At 63.5% G+C, this 17,861-nt stretch carries 14 protein-coding genes; 8 read left to right on the top strand and 6 right to left on the bottom strand.

Annotation, left to right across the window (positions count from 1 at the left end; genetic code table 11):
* The first annotated feature begins 30 nt into the window (after positions 1–30).
* A complete protein-coding gene (locus AC2FLM_RS07570) occupies positions 31–1,290 on the top strand; it encodes a flavin-dependent oxidoreductase (RefSeq protein ID WP_496856961.1) in 1,260 nt (419 codons plus the stop codon).
* Here AC2FLM_RS07570 and glpK read toward each other — a convergent pair.
* From glpK to panB, 3 genes are all read right to left on the bottom strand, one after another.
* Positions 1,287–2,765: a glycerol kinase GlpK gene (gene glpK, locus AC2FLM_RS07575; protein WP_496856963.1), complete on the bottom strand. Its 1,479-nt coding sequence runs from the start codon at positions 2,763–2,765 to the stop codon at positions 1,287–1,289. The two genes, AC2FLM_RS07570 and glpK, sit on opposite strands and share 4 nt — an antisense overlap.
* A 70-nt stretch (positions 2,766–2,835) precedes the next feature.
* Complete coding sequence (gene panC, locus AC2FLM_RS07580) at positions 2,836–3,693, bottom strand: pantoate--beta-alanine ligase (protein WP_496856965.1); 858 nt, start codon at positions 3,691–3,693, stop codon at positions 2,836–2,838.
* Positions 3,690–4,529 (bottom strand): 3-methyl-2-oxobutanoate hydroxymethyltransferase, encoded by an 840-nt coding sequence (gene panB, locus AC2FLM_RS07585; protein ID WP_496856967.1) that lies wholly within the window; start codon positions 4,527–4,529, stop codon positions 3,690–3,692. The genes panC and panB overlap by 4 nt, the downstream gene beginning before the upstream one ends.
* A gap of 170 nt (positions 4,530–4,699) precedes the next feature.
* Here panB and AC2FLM_RS07590 point away from each other — a divergent pair, with 170 nt between their 5' ends.
* The 6 genes from AC2FLM_RS07590 to AC2FLM_RS07615 all read left to right on the top strand — a co-directional run bounded on the left by AC2FLM_RS07590 (position 4,700) and on the right by AC2FLM_RS07615 (position 12,151).
* Entirely contained in the window at positions 4,700–6,187 is a 1,488-nt protein-coding gene (locus AC2FLM_RS07590) for an ABC transporter substrate-binding protein (protein WP_496856969.1), read from the top strand.
* Between the two features lie 108 nt (positions 6,188–6,295).
* Positions 6,296–7,243, top strand: coding sequence for an ABC transporter permease (locus AC2FLM_RS07595; RefSeq protein ID WP_234216729.1), 948 nt, complete (start codon positions 6,296–6,298; stop codon positions 7,241–7,243).
* A complete protein-coding gene (locus tag AC2FLM_RS07600; protein ID WP_496856971.1) occupies positions 7,240–8,055 on the top strand; it encodes an ABC transporter permease in 816 nt (271 codons plus the stop codon). Before AC2FLM_RS07595 ends, AC2FLM_RS07600 begins: the two co-directional genes overlap by 4 nt.
* Entirely contained in the window at positions 8,052–9,650 is a 1,599-nt protein-coding gene (locus AC2FLM_RS07605) for an ABC transporter ATP-binding protein (RefSeq protein ID WP_496856973.1), read from the top strand. Before AC2FLM_RS07600 ends, AC2FLM_RS07605 begins: the two co-directional genes overlap by 4 nt.
* A 132-nt stretch (positions 9,651–9,782) precedes the next feature.
* Positions 9,783–11,234 (top strand): aldehyde dehydrogenase family protein, encoded by a 1,452-nt coding sequence (locus AC2FLM_RS07610; protein WP_496856975.1) that lies wholly within the window; start codon positions 9,783–9,785, stop codon positions 11,232–11,234.
* 26 nt (positions 11,235–11,260) lie between these two features.
* Positions 11,261–12,151, top strand: coding sequence for a DMT family transporter (locus AC2FLM_RS07615; RefSeq protein WP_496856977.1), 891 nt, complete (start codon positions 11,261–11,263; stop codon positions 12,149–12,151).
* Positions 12,152–12,207: 56 nt separating this feature from the next.
* Here the strand turns inward: AC2FLM_RS07615 and pncB are convergent, their stop codons facing one another.
* From pncB to pncA, 3 genes are all read right to left on the bottom strand, one after another.
* Positions 12,208–13,497 (bottom strand): nicotinate phosphoribosyltransferase, encoded by a 1,290-nt coding sequence (gene pncB, locus AC2FLM_RS07620; RefSeq protein WP_496856979.1) that lies wholly within the window; start codon positions 13,495–13,497, stop codon positions 12,208–12,210.
* Positions 13,498–13,581: 84 nt separating this feature from the next.
* Positions 13,582–15,813: an ATP-binding protein gene (locus AC2FLM_RS07625; RefSeq protein WP_496856981.1), complete on the bottom strand. Its 2,232-nt coding sequence runs from the start codon at positions 15,811–15,813 to the stop codon at positions 13,582–13,584.
* Positions 15,814–15,891: 78 nt separating this feature from the next.
* A complete protein-coding gene (gene pncA, locus AC2FLM_RS07630) occupies positions 15,892–16,482 on the bottom strand; it encodes a bifunctional nicotinamidase/pyrazinamidase (protein ID WP_496856983.1) in 591 nt (196 codons plus the stop codon).
* A 147-nt stretch (positions 16,483–16,629) separates the two neighbouring features.
* On the opposite strand from pncA, the gene AC2FLM_RS07635 reads away from it, so the two are divergent.
* Entirely contained in the window at positions 16,630–17,853 is a 1,224-nt protein-coding gene (locus AC2FLM_RS07635; RefSeq protein ID WP_496856985.1) for an Hsp70 family protein, read from the top strand.
* Positions 17,854–17,861 lie beyond the last annotated feature (8 nt).

Consider the following 17,861-nt stretch of genomic DNA (forward strand, 5'->3'; position numbering starts at 1 on the left):
AGTCTGTCGCCACGAGAGAGGGAGAAGGCCATGACCGTATTGATCGCCGGTGCCGGTATCGCGGGGCTCAGCCTGGGGCTGACGCTGCACCAGATCGGGGTGCCGTTCCGCATATACGAGGCGACGGCGGTGCTGCGCCCGATGGGGGTGGGGATCAACCTGCAACCCAACGCGGTGCGCGAATTGCTGGATCTGGGGCTGGAGGCGGAGCTGGACCGGATCGGGGTGCGAACGCGCCAACTGGGGTTCTACTCGAAACTGGGCAAGACCATCTGGGAAGAACCGCGTGGCACCTGGGCCGGTTATGCCTGGCCGCAATATTCGGTGCATCGCGGCGCCTTGCAGATGATTCTCTATGAAGCGTTGATCACGCGGGCCGGGGCAGATTGCGTGGTGACGGGCGCTCGCGCCACCGGGTTCGAAACCGGGCCAGAGGGCGCCATTCTGATCCTGAGCGATGGGCGCCGGGTCGAGGGGCGGTTGCTGATCGCCGCCGACGGTATCCATTCGGCGCTTCGGGCGCAGATGTACCCGGACGAGGGCGAGCCGATCTGGAACGGACGCGTCTTGTGGCGTGCCACCACCCGGGCGCCCGCCTATTTCGGTGGCGGCACGATGGCGATGATCGGGCATGACGATCTGCGGCTGGTGTCTTATCCGATCTCTGACCCGGATAGCGACGGCATGGTCGAAATGAACTGGATCGCCGAGAAACGCTTCCCCTTGGATGCCGCGTGGAAGAAAGAGGATTGGAACCGTGCCGCCGATATCGGTGACTTCCTGCCCGATTTCGAAGAATGGCGGTTCGACTGGATTGACGTTCCCGCGCTGATCCGGGGGGCCGAGGTGGTCTATGAATACCCGATGGTCGACCGCGACCCGCTGCCCCGCTGGACGGATGGTTCGATGACCCTGATGGGCGATGCGGCGCATCCCACTTATCCGGTGGGATCGAACGGGGCCAGCCAGGCGATCCTGGATGCCCGCATCATCGGCGCCCGTCTGCTGGAGGATGGGATTACGCCCAAGGCGCTGGCGGCATACGAGGCCGAAGTCCGCCCTGTGACCACCGCCGTTGGCAAGGCCAATCGCGCGGGCGGGGGGCCGGACGGGGTGCTGCAACGGGTCGAGGATCTGTGCGGCGGGGATTTCGACGATATCGACACCGTGATCCCCCACGCGGATCTGGCCGCACATGCGGCCAGGTACAAATCCATCGCCGGGTTCTCGATAGAAGAGCTGAATGCGCGCCCCCGGACCATCGCCGAAGGCGCACGCGTTTCAGCCTAGACCGTTATCGCCGCCGCAACCGCCGCTTTCCAGCGGCGATAAGCGGCCTCGCGGTTGCCCTCGGGCATCTTGGGGGTGAACCGGGCATCCAGCGCCCAGGTCGCGGCAAAGCCCGCCTGATCGGGATAAAGCCCCGCTCGCATCCCGGCCAGCCAGGCCGCGCCCAGCGCCGTGGTCTCTTGCATCACCGGGCGGTCCACCGGCGCGCCCAGACGGTCGGCCAGTCCCTGCATTGCCCAGTCAGACGCGCTCATGCCGCCATCGACGCGCAGGATCACATCCGCATCCGCGCCCCAATCGCCCTGCATCGCCTCCCACAGGTCGCGGGTCTGATAGGCGACGCTTTCCAGCGCCGCCTTGCAGAACTCGGCAGGGCCGGAATTGCGCGTCAGCCCGAACATGGCGCCCCGGCAATCAGGTTTCCAATAGGGGGCACCAAGACCGGTGAAGGCGGGCACAAGAATGACGTTCTGGGCCGGATCGGCGCGGGCGGCCAGTTCACCGCTTTGCGCCGCGGTCTCGATGATACCCAGCCCGTCGCGCAGCCACTGCACCGCCGCCCCGGCGATGAATATCGACCCTTCCAACGCATAGGTCCGCTGGCCGTCCAACTGATAGGCGATGGTCGTAAGCAACCGGTTCTGCGAGGCGACCGGCTGTGTCCCGGTATTGAGCAGCGCGAAACAACCGGTGCCATAGGTGGATTTCATCATGCCGGGCTGGAAACAGGCCTGCCCTATCGTGGCCGCCTGCTGGTCGCCGGCAACGCCCAGGATCGGCACCTGCCCGCCAAACAGATCCGTGGTACCGAAATCGGCAGCACAGTCGCGCACCTCGGGCAGCATCGCCATCGGCACGTCCAGCAATTCGCAGATCTCCTTGCTCCATTCCCCCTGATGGATGTCGAACATCAGCGTCCGCGCGGCGTTGGTGGCATCGGTCGCGTGAACCCGCCCGCCGGTCAGCCGCCAGATAAGGAACGAGTCGATGGTGCCAAACAGCAGCTCTCCCGCCGCGGCCCGATCGCGCGCGCCCGGCACGGTGTCGAGGATCCATTTCACCTTGGTGCCCGAGAAATACGGATCGAGCAGCAGGCCAGTCTGGGCGGTAAAGTCATCCTCGCAGCCCGCATTGCGCAGCCGCTCGCAGATGGCCGCGGTGCGCCGGTCCTGCCAGACGATGGCGCGATGCACGGGCGCACCGCTGGCCTTGTCCCAGACAACGGTGGTTTCGCGCTGGTTGGTAATGCCGATACCGGCGATCTGTTCAGGTCCGATCCCCTGAGCAGAGATCACTTCGCGGCAGACCTCCAGCGTGGTTTGCCAGATCTCTTCGGCGTCGTGTTCCACCCAGCCCGCTTCGGGAAAATGCTGGGTGAATTCACGCTGAGCGGTCGCCACCCGCCGCATCTCGCCATCGAACAGGATCGCCCGGCTCGAAGTGGTGCCCTGGTCGATCGCCAGAATAAAGGTCATTCTCTGCCCCCTGTCATCGTCTCTTGACCCGGGACTGTAGCCGCATTTCCGGCGTGTCAGGAAGCCCCTACTAATCGTTTAGTTGAGGAACCGCGATATTGTCGATCAGCCGCACCCCGTCGAGCCAGGCCGCCACCAGCAGGCGCGCGGGTTCGGTGGGCCGGTCAAGCGCGCGCAGACTGTCCGCTGTGCGCAGGTCGAAATACTCGATATCGACAAAACCGGCGGCGCCCAGAGCCTCGCGCGCCGCGGGCGCCAGATCACCAAATGAGGCGCCAGCCGCCAGCCGCTCAGCCACCTGCCGCATCACCGGATAAAGCCGACCCGCTCGCTCCAGCCCGTCAGCCGAGAGCCTCATGTTGCGCGACGACATCGCCAGTCCCGAAGGCTCGCGCACCGTGGGACAGCCAATCACCGTGATGGGGATATCCAGATCCTGCGCCATGCGGGTCACCAGCATCATCTGCTGGTAATCCTTTTCGCCGAAATAGGCCCGGTCGGCCGCGGTTTGCAGGAACAGTTTCGCCACCACGGTCGCCACGCCGTCGAAATGGCCGGGGCGGCACGCCCCCTCCATTACATCGGTCAGACCCGAGACCGAAACGGTAGTGGCAAACCCCTCTGGATAGATTTGATCGGGATCGGGCACATAGATCGCATCGACCCCATAGGGCGCCAGCTTGGCGGCGTCGGCCTCTTCGGTACGGGGGTATTTGGCCAGATCCTCGGGGCTGTTGAATTGTTTCGGGTTGACGAAAATGGTCACCACCACCCGGTCGCAAGCCGCCTTGGCCGCCGCGACCAGCGACAGGTGGCCATCGTGCAACGCGCCCATCGTGGGCACCACACCGATGCTTTCGCCCGCACGCTTCCAACCGGCGGTGGCGGCGCGCAGATCGGTTAGCTTGCGCAGGATCGGCGCGCTCATGCCTTGGGACCTTTGACAGGGGCCTGATCACCAAACACATGTTCCGCCGCCGGAAAGCTGCGCGCGCGGACCTCGGCCGCATATTCGGCAATCGCCGCCTCGGCCAGCTTGCCCAGATCGGCATAGCGTTTGACGAATTTCGGTTTGAACGCGGTGAAAAAGCCCAGCATGTCATCGACCACCAATATCTGTCCGTCACACCCGGCCGAGGCCCCGATGCCGATGGTGGGAATCGCCACCTCGTCGGTGATCCGGTCGGCCAGCGTCGCGGGCACCTTCTCCAGCACCACCGAGAACGCGCCCGCATCGGCTACCGCATGCGCATCGGCCAGCACCGCCTGGGCCTGATCGTCGCGGCCCTGCACCTTGTAGCCGCCCAGCGTATTGATCGACTGCGGCGTCAGCCCGATATGGGCCATCACCGGAATGCCACGCTTCACCAGAAACCGGATGGTTTCGGCCATCTCGACCCCGCCTTCCAGCTTGACCGCGCCGGCACCGGTCTCGGCCATCAGCCGGGCGGCATTGCGGAACGCCTGCGCCGGGCCCTCCTCGTAACTGCCGAATGGCATGTCGATGACCAGCATCGACCGCTCAAGCCCGCGCGCCACCGCCTGGCCGTGCAGGATCATCATTTCCATTGTGACACCCAGAGTGGAACTGAGCCCATGCAGCACCATGCCGACGCTGTCGCCCACCAGCACGAAATCGCAATGCCCGTCCATCAGCCGCGCCATCGGAGTCGTATAGGCGGTCAGGCTGACCAGCGGCACGCCCCCCTTTCGCGCCCGGATATCCTGGGCATTGGGGGCGGTCTTGCGGGCAGTCGCACTCATTTTCAGTCCTCCGCAGAAAATGTTGCATTGCAGCATAGGTATTTCGCAATCGCAGCGAAAGCCCGATTGCGCCAACAATTCCTTGATTGCCCCGGGATTTGCGGAAACAGTGAGGCAAGCCGTGGCGGGTTCACGATCCCGTCAGACGAAACCAAACGGGGAGAGTTGGAATGAAACGGTTTGTAAAACAGGGCTTTGTCTCTGGCCTTGCGCTAAGCGCCGCGTTGATCGCAGGGGCCGCATGGGCCAAGGATGACATCACCATCGCGATGCAGTTGGAGCCGCCGCATCTGGACCCGACCAGTGCCGCGGCGCAGGCCATCGACTCGGTGGTCTATGTGAATATTTTCGAGGGATTGACCCGCTTTATGGGCGATGGATCGATCGTCCCCGCCCTGGCCGAAAGCTGGGAGATCTCGGAGGATGGCACCGTCTACACCTTCAAGCTGCACGAGGGCGTAACCTTCCATGACGGCTCGTCGATGGATGCCGAGGACGTCAAGTTCAGCCTGGACCGCGCCCGCGCCGAAGACAGCGCCAACGCGCAAAAGGCACTGTTCGCCGGCATCGACAGTGTCGATGTTGTCGATCCACTGACCGTAAAGGTGACGCTGACCGAACCCAACGGCAATTTCCTGTTCAACATGGCCTGGGGCGATGCGGTGATCGTGGCGCCCGAGAGCATCGAGAACATCAAGACCGCGCCGGTGGGCACCGGCCCCTATACATTTGGCGAATGGGTGCAGGGCGACAAGATCGTGCTGAACCGCAACACCGGTTACTGGGGTGACCAGCCGGCGCTCGCACAAGCGACGTTCAAGTTCATCTCGGACCCCACAGCCGCCTTCGCCGCAATGATGGCCGAGGATGTGGACGTGTTCACCGGCTTCCCCGCGCCCGAGAACCTGCCGCAATTCGAAGCCGATCCTCGGTTCCAGGTGCTGGTCGGGTCGACCGAGGGGGAAACCATCCTGTCGACCAACAACAAGCAGGCGCCCTTTGACAACGTCAAGGTGCGCCAGGCGATGGCCCATGCGATCGACCGCCAGGCGATCATCGACGGCGCGATGTTCGGATATGGCACCCCGATCGGCACGCATTTCGCACCGCACAACCCGGCCTATGTCGATCTGACCGGCAACTCTGCCTATGACCCGGACAAGGCCAAGGCGCTGTTGGCCGAGGCCGGTCTGCCGGATGGGTTCGAAACCACGCTGCACCTGCCGCCCCCCTCATATGCACGGCGCGGCGGCGAGATCATTGCGGCCCAGCTGGCCGAGGTCGGCATCAAGGCCGAGATCATCAATGTCGAATGGGCGCAATGGCTGGAAACCGTGTTCAAGGGCAAGAACTTTGGCCTGACCATCGTCAGCCATACCGAACCGATGGATATCGGCATCTATGCCCGGCCTGAATACTACTTCCAGTACGACAATCCAGCGTTTCAGGAACTGATGACGACGTTGAATTCGACCACCGACCCGGACAAGCGGACCGAGCTGATGCAACAGGCGCAGCGCATCATCTCCGAGGATTACGTGAACGGCTACCTGTTCCAGCTTGCCGCGCTGAGCGTGGCCAAGGCCGGTGTTCAGGGCCTGTGGGCCAATGCGCCCACCGCCGCGACCGATCTGTCGGCGATCAGCTGGTCCGAGTAAGGCGCGGGACCATTTTCTGACCCAGAAAATGGCTCAGAAAATCTGCGATTTTCTGGCTCGCCGCTCCGGCGGCGGGTCTTTTTTCCGAATGGGTGGCATCGACCCGACATGCTCCGCTACAGCCTGAAACGCGCGCTCTCGCTGACGATCAGCCTGGCCATTGCAAGCCTTGTCATCTTTGCGGTGATCGAGATCGCCCCGGGGGATCCCGCCTCGTTCATGCTGGGCGTCAACGCGCAACCCGATACGCTGGCTGCGCTGCGCACAGAGCTGGGTCTGGATCAGTCAAAGGCCGAACGCTATGTCAGCTGGGTGACCGGCATGCTGCGCGGCGATTTCGGTACCTCTTATACCTATCGCACCCCTGTCTCGCAGATGATCGCGGACCGGCTCTGGGTGTCGCTGCCGCTCGCGCTCTACGCGCTGGCGCTGTCCACCGCCATCGCCCTGCCCGCCGGCATCTATGCCGCAGCCCGCCGGGGCAAACCCGGCGATCTGGCGGTGATGGGCGCGACCCAGCTGGGCGTCGCGGTGCCTAATTTCTGGTTCGCCATGATGCTGGTGCTGATTTTTGCGATCAACCTGCGCTGGTTCAACGCGGGCGGCTTTGCCGGCTGGGACAAGGGGCTCGTCGCGGGCCTGCACTCGCTGACCCTGCCCGCCATTGCGCTGGCCCTGCCTCAGGCGGCGATCCTGGCTCGGGTGATGCGCTCGGCCCTGCTCGACATTCTGGGCGAGGATTTCATGCGCACCGCGCGGGCCAAGGGCCTGACCCGCCGCCAGGCGCTGTGGCGGCACGGGCTGCGCAATGCGCTGATCCCGGTGCTGACCATCATCGGCCTGCAATTCTCGTTCCTGCTGGCGGGATCGATCATCATCGAGCAGGTGTTCTATCTGCCCGGCCTCGGACGGCTGGTATTTCAGGCCATCTCGGCGCGCGACCTGATCGTGGTGGAATCGGTTGTCATGCTGTTGGTCTTTGCCGTGATCGTGGTCAATTTCCTGGTCGACCTGGCCTATGCTCTCGTCGACCCGCGCCTGAGGTCCCGGACATGAGCCGCAACCTGATCCTGGGCACGGGCCTTTCCTCGCTGGTGGTACTGGCAGCGCTCATCTCTTTCATCTGGACTCCCTACGACCACACCGCGCTGAACATCCCGACCAAACTGCAAACACCGAATGCGCAACACTGGTTCGGTACCGATCATTTCGGACGTGACATGTTTTCGATGATCATGGTTGGCGCGCGCACCTCGATTGCGGTGGCCCTTTTGGCCGTGGGCATCGGCATGAGCCTGGGCGTACCGCTGGGCCTGACCGCCGCGGCGCGCAAGGGGTCGTGGCTGGACGAGTTGATCATGCGCGGCAACGATCTGGTCTTTGCCTTCCCCTCGCTGGTGATCGCCATCCTGATCACCGCGGTCTTTGGCGCTGGCGCCGTCAACGCCATCATCGCCATCGGCATCTTCAACATCCCCGTCTTTGCCCGCATCACCCGTGGCGCGGCGCTCAGCCTGTGGGAGCGCGAGTTCATCCTGGCTGCGCGCGTCGCGGGTAAGGGTGCGGCGCGCATTTCGGCCGAACATATCCTGCCCAACGTGGCCAACCTGCTGATCGTGCAGGGCACCATCCAGTTCTCGCTGGGCATCCTGGCCGAAGCGGGGCTGAGCTATGTCGGACTTGGCGCGCAACCGCCGACGCCCAGCTGGGGCCGGATGCTGGCCGATGCACAGACCATGGTCAGTTTCGCGCCGCATCTCGCACTGATCCCGGGGCTGGCCATCATCCTGACCGTGCTGGGGCTGAACCTGATGGGTGACGGGCTGCGCGACTGGCTTGACCCCCGGCTCAGGGTGGCGCGCACATGAGCCTGTTGCAGATCACCGACCTGTCGCTCTCGATCCATGCCTATGAGATCCTCAAGCGCGTGAACCTGACCATCGAGCCGGGTGAGATCGTGGCTGTCACCGGCGAGAGCGGCTCGGGCAAGTCGATGACGGCGCTGGCAGTGATGCAGCTGTTGCCCGGAGGCGCGCGCGCCAGTGGCTCGATCCGGCTGGACGGTCAAGAAATTCTGACCCTGCCCGAGGCGCAGATGTGCGCCTTGCGCGGCGCGGCGGTCGGCATGGTGTTTCAGGAACCGATGACGGCGCTGAACCCGGTCAAGACCATCGGCGATCAGGTGATGGAGACGATCCTGATCCACGAGGCGATGACGCCCGACAGGGCCGAAGAGCGCGCGCGCGAGGTTCTGACCCGCGTCGGCCTGCCGCCCGACCGGTTCCCGCTGTCGCGCTATCCGCATGAGCTCAGCGGTGGACAGCGCCAGCGCGTGGTCATCGCCATGGCCATCGCGTTACGCCCGAAACTGCTGATCGCGGACGAGCCGACCACCGCGCTCGACGTCACCACGCAGGCGCAGATCCTCGACCTGCTCAAGGGGCTGGTGCAGGAATACGGCATGGGCATGCTGATGATCACCCATGATCTGGCCGTTGTTGCCGACATGGCCGACCATATCACCGTCATGCGCCATGGCGAGGTGGTCGAGGCCGCCCCGACCCAGCGCCTGCTGACCGGTATGAGCCATCCCTATACCAGGATGCTGTTCGCTGCCTCGGACCACCGCGTGACCCTGCCGGCGCCACCACCACCCGCGCCGCTGCTCAAGGTATCGGATGTGGTGCGCGACTATGCCCTGCCGCGCACCCGGCTGTTTGCGCGCCCGGGCCATCACCGCGCCGTCGATCATGTCAGCTTTACCCTGAACCGGGGCGAGCGGCTGGGCCTGGTCGGGGAATCCGGCTGTGGCAAGTCCACCCTGACCCGCGCCATCCTGGGGCTGGAACCGGTTCAGAGCGGCGAAATCCGTCTGACGGGGCAACCGGTCTTTGACGGCAAACGTGCCAATCCCGAAATCCGCCGCCGCATGCAGGTGGTGTTTCAGGATCCTTACGGCAGCTTCAACCCGCGTCACCGGGTCGACCGGCTGGTGACCGAACCGTTTCACCTGCTCGATGCGCCACCAACCGGGTCGGACCGCAGCGACCGCATTGCCGAGATGCTGACCGCCGTCGGCCTGTCGCCCGACGATGCGGGTAAGTACATCCACGAGTTTTCCGGCGGCCAGCGCCAGCGCATCGCCATCGCCCGCGCGCTGATCATCCGGCCGCAGTTGATCCTGTTCGACGAGGCGGTTTCGGCGCTTGATGTCTCGGTCCGGGCGCAGATCCTCGACCTGCTGGCGCAGCTTTGCTCCGAATATGACCTGACCTATCTGTTCATCAGCCATGACCTGAGCGTGGTGCGCACGATCACAGATCGGGTGCTGGTGATGCAATCGGGCCGCATCGTGGAGCAAGGAGATACAGAACAGGTCTTTTCCGACCCCGCGCACCCCTATACCCGCGCCTTGATCGCAGCCGCGCCACAGCTTCCCGAAACCGGGGCACGACAGGCATGACCCTTATTCTGGCAATTATTCCCCAAGCTAGGGAACATAGCCGCGCAACCGCTCTTCCCGGTCAGCCCGATCTGCACCCGAAGGCCCGCCGATTTCGAAAACCTATGCTTTGCCATCGACAAGGAGACCGCAATGACCCTTCCCCTCTGGTTCGATCCCACGTTCTGCCTCATCGGTGGCCAATGGCAATCGGCTGCCAGCGGCGACACACTGCCGCTGATCAACCCCTCTGACGGCTCCGAGATCTGTCGCATCGCCCGCGGCACCGCGCCTGATATCGACGCTGCCGTAATCGCGGCAGAGACTGCACTGGCTGGTGACTGGGGCCGGATGACCGCGACCGAACGGGGGCGTATCCTGTCTCGGCTGGGTCAACTGGTGCTGGAGCGGGTCGAGGATCTGGCAGTGATCGAGGCAGCGGACGTGGGCAAGCCGCTGACCCAGGCCCGCGCCGATGCGGTGGCGCTGGCGCGGTATTGCGAATTCTACGGCGGTGCCGCCGACAAGGTGATGGGCGAGACCATTCCCTATCTCGATGGCTATACCGTCTATACCCTGCGCGAGCCGCACGGGGTCACCGGCCATATCGTACCCTGGAACTATCCGATGCAGATCATCGGCCGCTCGGTCGGGGCGGCGCTGGCCATGGGCAATGCCTGCGTTCTGAAACCGGCCGAAGAGGCCTGTCTGACCGCGCTGGCCTTTGCCGATCTGGCGATGCAGGCGGGGCTGCCCGCAGGTGCGCTGAATGTGGTGCCGGGTCTGGGGGGCGAGGCGGGCGCGGCGCTGTCGGCGCATCCGGGCGTGCACCATATCTCGTTCACCGGATCGGTCGCCACCGGTGCGCTGGTGCAACAGGCGGCGGGGCGTAACGTGGTGCCGGTGACGCTGGAACTGGGGGGCAAGTCGCCGCAACTGGTGTTCGACGATGCCGATCTGGAAGCCGCGCTGCCGTTTCTGGTGAATGCGGGGTGTCAGAATGCCGGTCAGACCTGCTCTGCCTCTTCCCGCATCCTGGCCCAGCGTGGCGTCTATGAAGAGGTCAAAGCGCGCATGGCTGCGGCCTATGCCGACCTGACCGTCGGCCCGGCGATGGAGGATCTGCGGGTGGGGCCGTTGATTTCGGCCCGGCAAAAGGAGATCGTGACCGGGTTTCTGGGCAAGGGCGCCGACCTGACCATCGCGGCGCAGGGCCGGATCGTGGATCACGCGCCGGCGTCGGGGGCTTATGTCCGCCCGACGCTTTTTGCCGATGTGCCCCCCGATCATGCGCTGGCCCGGGACGAGATCTTTGGCCCGGTGCAGGTCCTGATCCCGTTTGACACCGAAGAACAGGCCGTCGCGATCGCCAATGGCACCGATTACGGGCTGGTCGCGAGCATCTGGACCCGCGACGGCGCGCGCCAGATGCGGCTGGCCAAGCGGTTGCGGGCCGGACAGGTCTTTATCAACAATTACGGTGCTGGCGGCGGGGTCGAGTTGCCCTTTGGCGGGGTTGGGAAATCCGGTCACGGGCGCGAGAAAGGGTTCGAGGCGCTTTACGGCTTTTCGCAGCTCAAGACAGTCGCCGCGCGGCACGGCTGAGGATGAGCGCGCGCAGCGGAGATAACGTGGTTCTTGCCATCCTGCTGTCGCTGCTGGCGCTGGTCCTGTTCGACATGATGGGGCTGATCATCAAGTACCTGTCGCCGCGCTATGGGGCGGCGGAACTTTCGGCCTATCGCAACTTCTTCGGGGTCTTTCCCAGCGTGATTGCGCTGTGGTCATCGCGTGCCTGGCACAGTGCGGGGCGGCCTCTGCGGATCCGGCAGTGGCGGCTGGGGCTGATGCGCGGCGTTTATGTGACCTTTGCCCAATTCCTGTTCTACTATTCGCTGGGCAAGTTGGCCTTTGCGACCGCCTCGACCATCACCTATGCCAATGCGGTGTTCATGACCGCGCTTGCGGTGCCTCTGCTGGGTGAGCGTGTCGGCCTGATGCGCTGGGCCGCGGTGCTGCTGGGCTTTGCCGGGGTGCTGATGGTGATGAAGCCTGGCAGCGACAGTTTCTCGCCGGATGCACTGGCGCCGCTGGGGGCTGCGTTTCTCTATGCCCTGACCGGTGTCTCGGCGCGGCAGATGGACAGCGCGGTACCGAGCGCGCTGATCAACCTCTATTCCGTGGTGGCCGCGCTTTTTGGAGCATTGGCGATGGCCCTGTTGACCGGGGGATTTTCACCCATGGATCAATGGTCCGACCTGGGTTGGATCGCGGCAATGGGCGGTTTCGGGGGCTCGGCGGTTTTATGTCTCGTGGCCTCCTACAGGATGACAGAGCAGAGCAACCTGGCGCCTTTCAGCTATTTCGGTATTCCCATCGCCTTTGTGGCGGGTTGGCTCGTATTTGACGAAGCGCCTTGGGCCGACCTGTTTCCCGGTGCGCTGTTCATTGCTGGTGGAGGGCTTATGATCGTCTGGCGAGAACGGCTCAGATCACGGGCCGGGCGCCGAATTTCGAACTGAAATTCGGGTCGTTTTCCGGGACGGAAAACGACCCGAAATCCGTGCCGGATTTCGGTTTACACCTCAACGGCATAACTGGTTTGCCGCCCCACCCCGAACACCCGCTTGTAACGTGCGATTTCTTCAGCCGGACCCATCGCCTTTTCAGGATTGTCACTCAGCTTCACCGTTGGGCGCCCATCCGCCGAGATAGCCTTGCAAACCAGCGAGAAGGGGGCCAAGCCATCATCGGCAACCAACCCCCTGAAATCATTGGTCAATAGGGTTCCCCAACCAAATGATATCTTGGCCAGTCCTGCAAAACGGGCATGCAACTCGGCGATCTTGTCCACATCCAGCCCGTCCGAGAAAATGATACGCTTCTCTGTCGCGTTCTCGCCGCGCTCCTTCCACCAGGCGATGGCGGTTTCCGCCCCTTCCACCGGGTCGCCGCTGTCGATCCGGATGCCGGTCCAGCCAGCCAGCCAATCCGGCGCGCGCTCGAGAAAACCTTTGGTGCCGTAGGTGTCGGGCAGGATGATGCGCAGGTTGCCTTCGTGTTCCTCGTGCCAGTCACTCAGCACATCATAGGGTGCGCGGGCCAGTTCGGCGTCGTTTTCAGCAAGGGCGCTGTAGACCATCGGCAGTTCATGCGCGTTGGTTCCGATCGCCTCGACCTCGCGCCGCATTGCGATCAGGCAATTTGATGTGCCGGTGAATTTCGCCCCCAACCCTTCGATCATGGCTTGCACACACCAATCCTGCCACAGAAACGAGTGCCGCCGACGGGTGCCGAAATCAGCGATTGTCAGCCCATCGATCCCGCGCAGGCGCTCGATCTTCTCCCAGACCCGGGTCATCGCGCGGGCATAGAGGATCTGCAATTCGAACCGGCGCATATCATGCAGTACCGCGCGCGAGCGCAGTTCCATCAGCACTGCCAGCGCCGGTATCTCCCATAGCATCACCTCGGGCCAATTGCCCTCGAAGGTCAGCTCATATTGATCGTCACGGCGTTCCAGATGGTAGGGCGGCAATTGCAGCCCCTCGAACCATTCCATGAAATCCGGACGGAACATTTGGCGTTTGCCATAGAACGTGTTTCCGCGCAGCCATGTGCTTTCACCCCGGCTCAGGCGCAGAGACCGGATGTGGTCCAGTTGTTCGCGCAACTCTCCCTCGTCGATCAGCCGGGCCAGCGGGATCCGCGTCGTGCGGTTGATCAGGGAAAAGGTGACCTGTGTGTCGGGCTTGTTCCGGAACACCGACTGGCACATCAGCAGCTTGTAGAAATCGGTGTCGATCAGAGAGCGGACAATCGGATCGATCTTCCACTTGTGATTATAGACGCGGGTTGCGATGTCCACGGATGGCCCTCGTTCAGAATGGATCACCCATGGATACGCCAGCCTTACGGTCATGGCAATTCGCCCGGTCGCGGCTGCGCTTGATCAAACTGAAGCCTTCATTCTTGTCGCGTCCCGCGGTGGCAGATGGTTCAGCAGACAGCGAAACAGATCGGCCCTTCCCACAGGTTTGCTGAGGAAGTCGTCCATCCCCGCTGCAAGACAAGCAGCGCGATCACTGTCAAAGGTATTTGCGGTCAACGCGACGATCAGCGGCTGCGCCCCCTTTGTTGCCCGGATCTGGCTGGTCGCCTCGATCCCGCTCATCACCGGCATCGACATATCCATAAAGACGATATCCGGTTCTTGCCGCGTTGCCATCGCAACCGCCTGCTGACCGTCATGGGCGAAATCCAGACGGATCGGAAGATCGGCCAGGAACTTGCCCATCAAAAGGCGATTGACCCGGTTGTCATCGGCAACCAACACCGATAATCCGCGCAACCGATCTAGCTCGTCAGGCGACAGGGTCTGGGCGTCCGCATCTGCACCTGGATCGCCGGGTGGTCCGAGTGGCAGGCGAAGTGTGAAACACGATCCCTGACCCAGCGTGGACTCGACCGTGATCCGGCCTCCCATCAGGACAACCAGCTCGCGTGAAATCGTCAATCCCAGGCCGGTTCCACCATAGAGCCGCGTGGTATCGGTATCAGCCTGCGAGAACCGTTCGAACACTCGCTCGATCTTATCTGCGGCGATGCCGATTCCACTATCCTCGACCTCGATGACAAATAGGTGTCCAGGTTCCTGCGCCTCGGCCCGCACGCGCAGGGTCACACCGCCGCGCTCGGTAAATTTGATCGCATTGCCAAGCAGGTTGATCAGAACCTGACGCAAGCGGCCATCGTCGCCATGCACCAACGGCGGCACGTCCGTCTCTGTTTCAAGAGCCAGCTTCAGCCCTTTTGCCCGAGCCTGCGGTTGCAAAAGCCGCAGCGTCTCTTCAAGGCAGGCCTTGGGATCGAAATTCACGGGATGCAGCTCCATCTTGCGGGCATCCAGGCGCGAAAGCTCAAGCACGTCGTTAATGATCGCCAGCAGCGCCGTCGAGGAACTTCGGATCGTGCTTACATATTGTCGCTGCTCCTCCGACAACTCGGTATCGGACAACAGCTCTGCCATACCAACGACACCATTCATCGGAGTCCTGATCTCGTGACTCATGGTGGCGAGGAATTCCGCTTTGGCACGGGCGCCTTCTTCTGCCGCAATACGCGCCGCAGCCAGTTCCTCGGCCTGTGCTTTTGCCGCTGTCACATCTCGCTCGATGGCAACGGTGACCTCGACCCGACCGTTCTTGTCCAGAACCGGGACCAGGTTGGTTTCCATCCAGATCTCACGCCCATCCTTGGACACGTTCAGGATCTCGGTTCGAAAAGGGCGGCCCGCTTCGACGGCTTCGGCAATTGCATTCGACACTTCAAGGTCGGTCTTCTCGCCGTTGAGCAGATCACCGGGGTAGAAGCCCTTGGCTTCGTCCACGGAATAGCCGGTGATGCGCGTGAACGTCTCGTTCGTCCAGACGATCCGACCATCGGCATCGGCCAGAATGACGCTGTCATTGGCGTTTTTGGCGACAAGCGACAACAGTTGCGCCTCTTTCTGATGCCGGACGAGGTCACGACCCTGTTCGATCAGGTCCAGCGTGGTGCGCCGGTGCTGACGAAAGCCCCAGTTCACGAAGTTCAGGAACAACCCGACCATAAAGGCCAGCATCACCGCGCCGGCCGCGTTCAGGAACAGGGCATCCCCGGCCCTGCCCGGCTTTATCGCTTCGATCAGGAAGAGGTATTGCGTGATCCCGGCGTAGACCGCCAGCCGCGCCACGGCGGCGGGGCGATGAAACGGCAGCACAAGCCCGGCATTGATGGCCGCCCCCGCCAGGAACGAGCCGATGAACAGCGGTGACACCCCGCTGCGCGCACCCGTCCATGCCAGCCAGACGCAATAGCTGATCGTCAGAGCCTGAACGAAGGCGGTGAGGGTGCTGCCGATCAGAAGACGGCGATATCCGTACCCGTTGCGCAATCGTTCCGGCAAACGATTGAGGTACAGACAATCTATCACCTCGCCCAAAAGGGCAACGATCACCGCGAGGCTGGCGGTCCGCGGCCCCTCGGTCATGGCAAGGACGAAACCACCTGCAAAAGTCATGATCTGGCGACTGGCGAAATTCTTGACCCGCCCGCGCGCGTAGCGGATCAGCAGGCCGCGCCTGCTGTATCTTCGTTCATAGTCAGATAGGTGGTCGACATCGGGCGACCCGGCAACATGCATCGGCGACCCCAAGGATAGATCATGACCTTTCGCTCCGAATCTATACCTTTCAGTCCGTTAACAAATCGCAACCGTGCCTCAGGTCAGCGTGACTCCGGCCGCCTTCATCGCGGAAACAGCCGCGGCCAGAGAGCCGTCCAGATCAATCGCGCGGCAGGCCTGCATCCGCACCTCGACGGCAAAGCCCAACCGCGCTGCATCCAATGCGGAATACTGAACGCAAAAATCGGTGGCGAGCCCGACAAGCGTCAGCCGGGTGATGCCCCGGCTGCGCAGATAGCCCTCCAGGCCCGTGGGCGTGCTGCGATCGTTTTCGAAAAATCCCGAATAGCTGTCGATCGCGGTACGGAACCCCTTGCGCAGGATCAGGTCGGCATCGGTCCGCAGCGCCGGGTGAAACGCGGCGCCCGGGCTGCCCTGCACGCAATGGTCGGGCCACAGCACCTGCGGCCCATAGGCCATGTCGATCATCTCGAACGGAGCCTTGCCCGGATGGGACGAAGCGAAAGAGGAATGCCCAGCCGGGTGCCAATCCTGCGTCAGGATCACCGCATCGAAATCCGCCATCATGGCGTTGATCGGCGCCACCACCGCATCACCCTCGGGCACCGCCAGCGCGCCGCCGGGGCAGAAATCGTTCTGAACGTCGATCACGATCAAGCCATGCATTTGCGCCTCCCTTTTGGGGCCGAGCCTAGCGCGTGGCGTGATCGCCGAAAAGCTCCCTTTGCGCCGGGCGGTGTGTGAAAACCACCGTTGCCTTGTCTGCCGCCCTGCGATATCCGGGCGCCTTTCGCAAAAACCGGGAGGGAAGTAATGGCACGTCTTGGCGTGGATTTCGGAACGTCGAACACGGCTGCGGGGTTGGTGCAGGCAGGACATCCCCGGGTTCTGCCGCTGGAACCGGGCGCGCAGACCCTGCCGACCGCCGTGTTCATCGACTTTGCCGCGCGCCGCTATGTCTATGGCAGCGACGCCGCCCGCGCCATGATGGACGGGCAAGAGGGCCGTTTTCTGCGCGGGCTGAAAAGCATTCTGGGCACCCCGTTGGCCCGCGAACCGCGCATGTTCCTGAACGAGCGACTGACCCTGATCGAGGTCATCGCCCGCTTTCTGGCCGAGATCCGAACGCGTGCCGAACGGCTGAGCGGAGAGCACTTTGACCGCGCCCTGTCCGGCCGTCCGGTGCATTTCCACTCTGCCTCTGCCGAGCGCGATGCACAGGCCTGTACAGACCTGCGCGACGCCTATCTGCTGGCCGGGTTTCGCGAGGTAAGCTTTCTGCCCGAACCCGAGGCGGCGGCGCTGGCGGTGGCGGGTCAGGGCCGCATGCTGATCGTCGATATCGGTGGTGGCACCTCGGATTTCACCCTGTGCGACCGTCAGGGAACGGCCACACAAGTGTTGGCCAGCCGGGGTCTGCGCATCGGCGGGACGGATTTCGACCGGGTGCTGAGCCTGGATCACGCCATGCCCCTGCTGGGATACGAGGCGCAGATCGGGGCCGAGTTGGGCGAGGCTAGCCACAGCGCCCCCCGGGCCCTGTTCCACGATCTGGCCAGCTGGGAAAAGATCGCCTTTGTCTATGACCCCGCCACCCTGCGCGAGGTGCGGCGCTGGGTCCGTCTGGCCGAACAGCCCCGCCTGTTCGAACGGCTGGCCGATGTGCTGGAATCGCATCTGGGCCATGACGTGGCCTACGCGGTCGAGGCGGGCAAGATCGCCGCAAATGGGTCCGAGCTTGGCCGCATCGTGCTGGATATCGTCGAACGTGGGCTGGGCGCCGATCTGAGCAATGCGGCGATGCAGGCGGCATTGGCCGGTTACGCCGATGATATCGCCACCTGCGCCATGCAGACGGTACAAGATGCGGGTGTTGCCCAGGACAGCGTCGATCAGGTCGTGTTTGTCGGCGGCTCCAGCCTGATGGGGGTGATCCGCGCCGCGCTGGGGCGCGTCCTGCCGGGCGCCGAACAACAGGATTCCGAAGTATTCACCGCCGTGGTTCACGGCCTCGCACTGGCCAGCGAAGACCAATAAAACAACAT

This window comes from Ruegeria sp. SAZD011 (genome assembly GCF_059612545.1).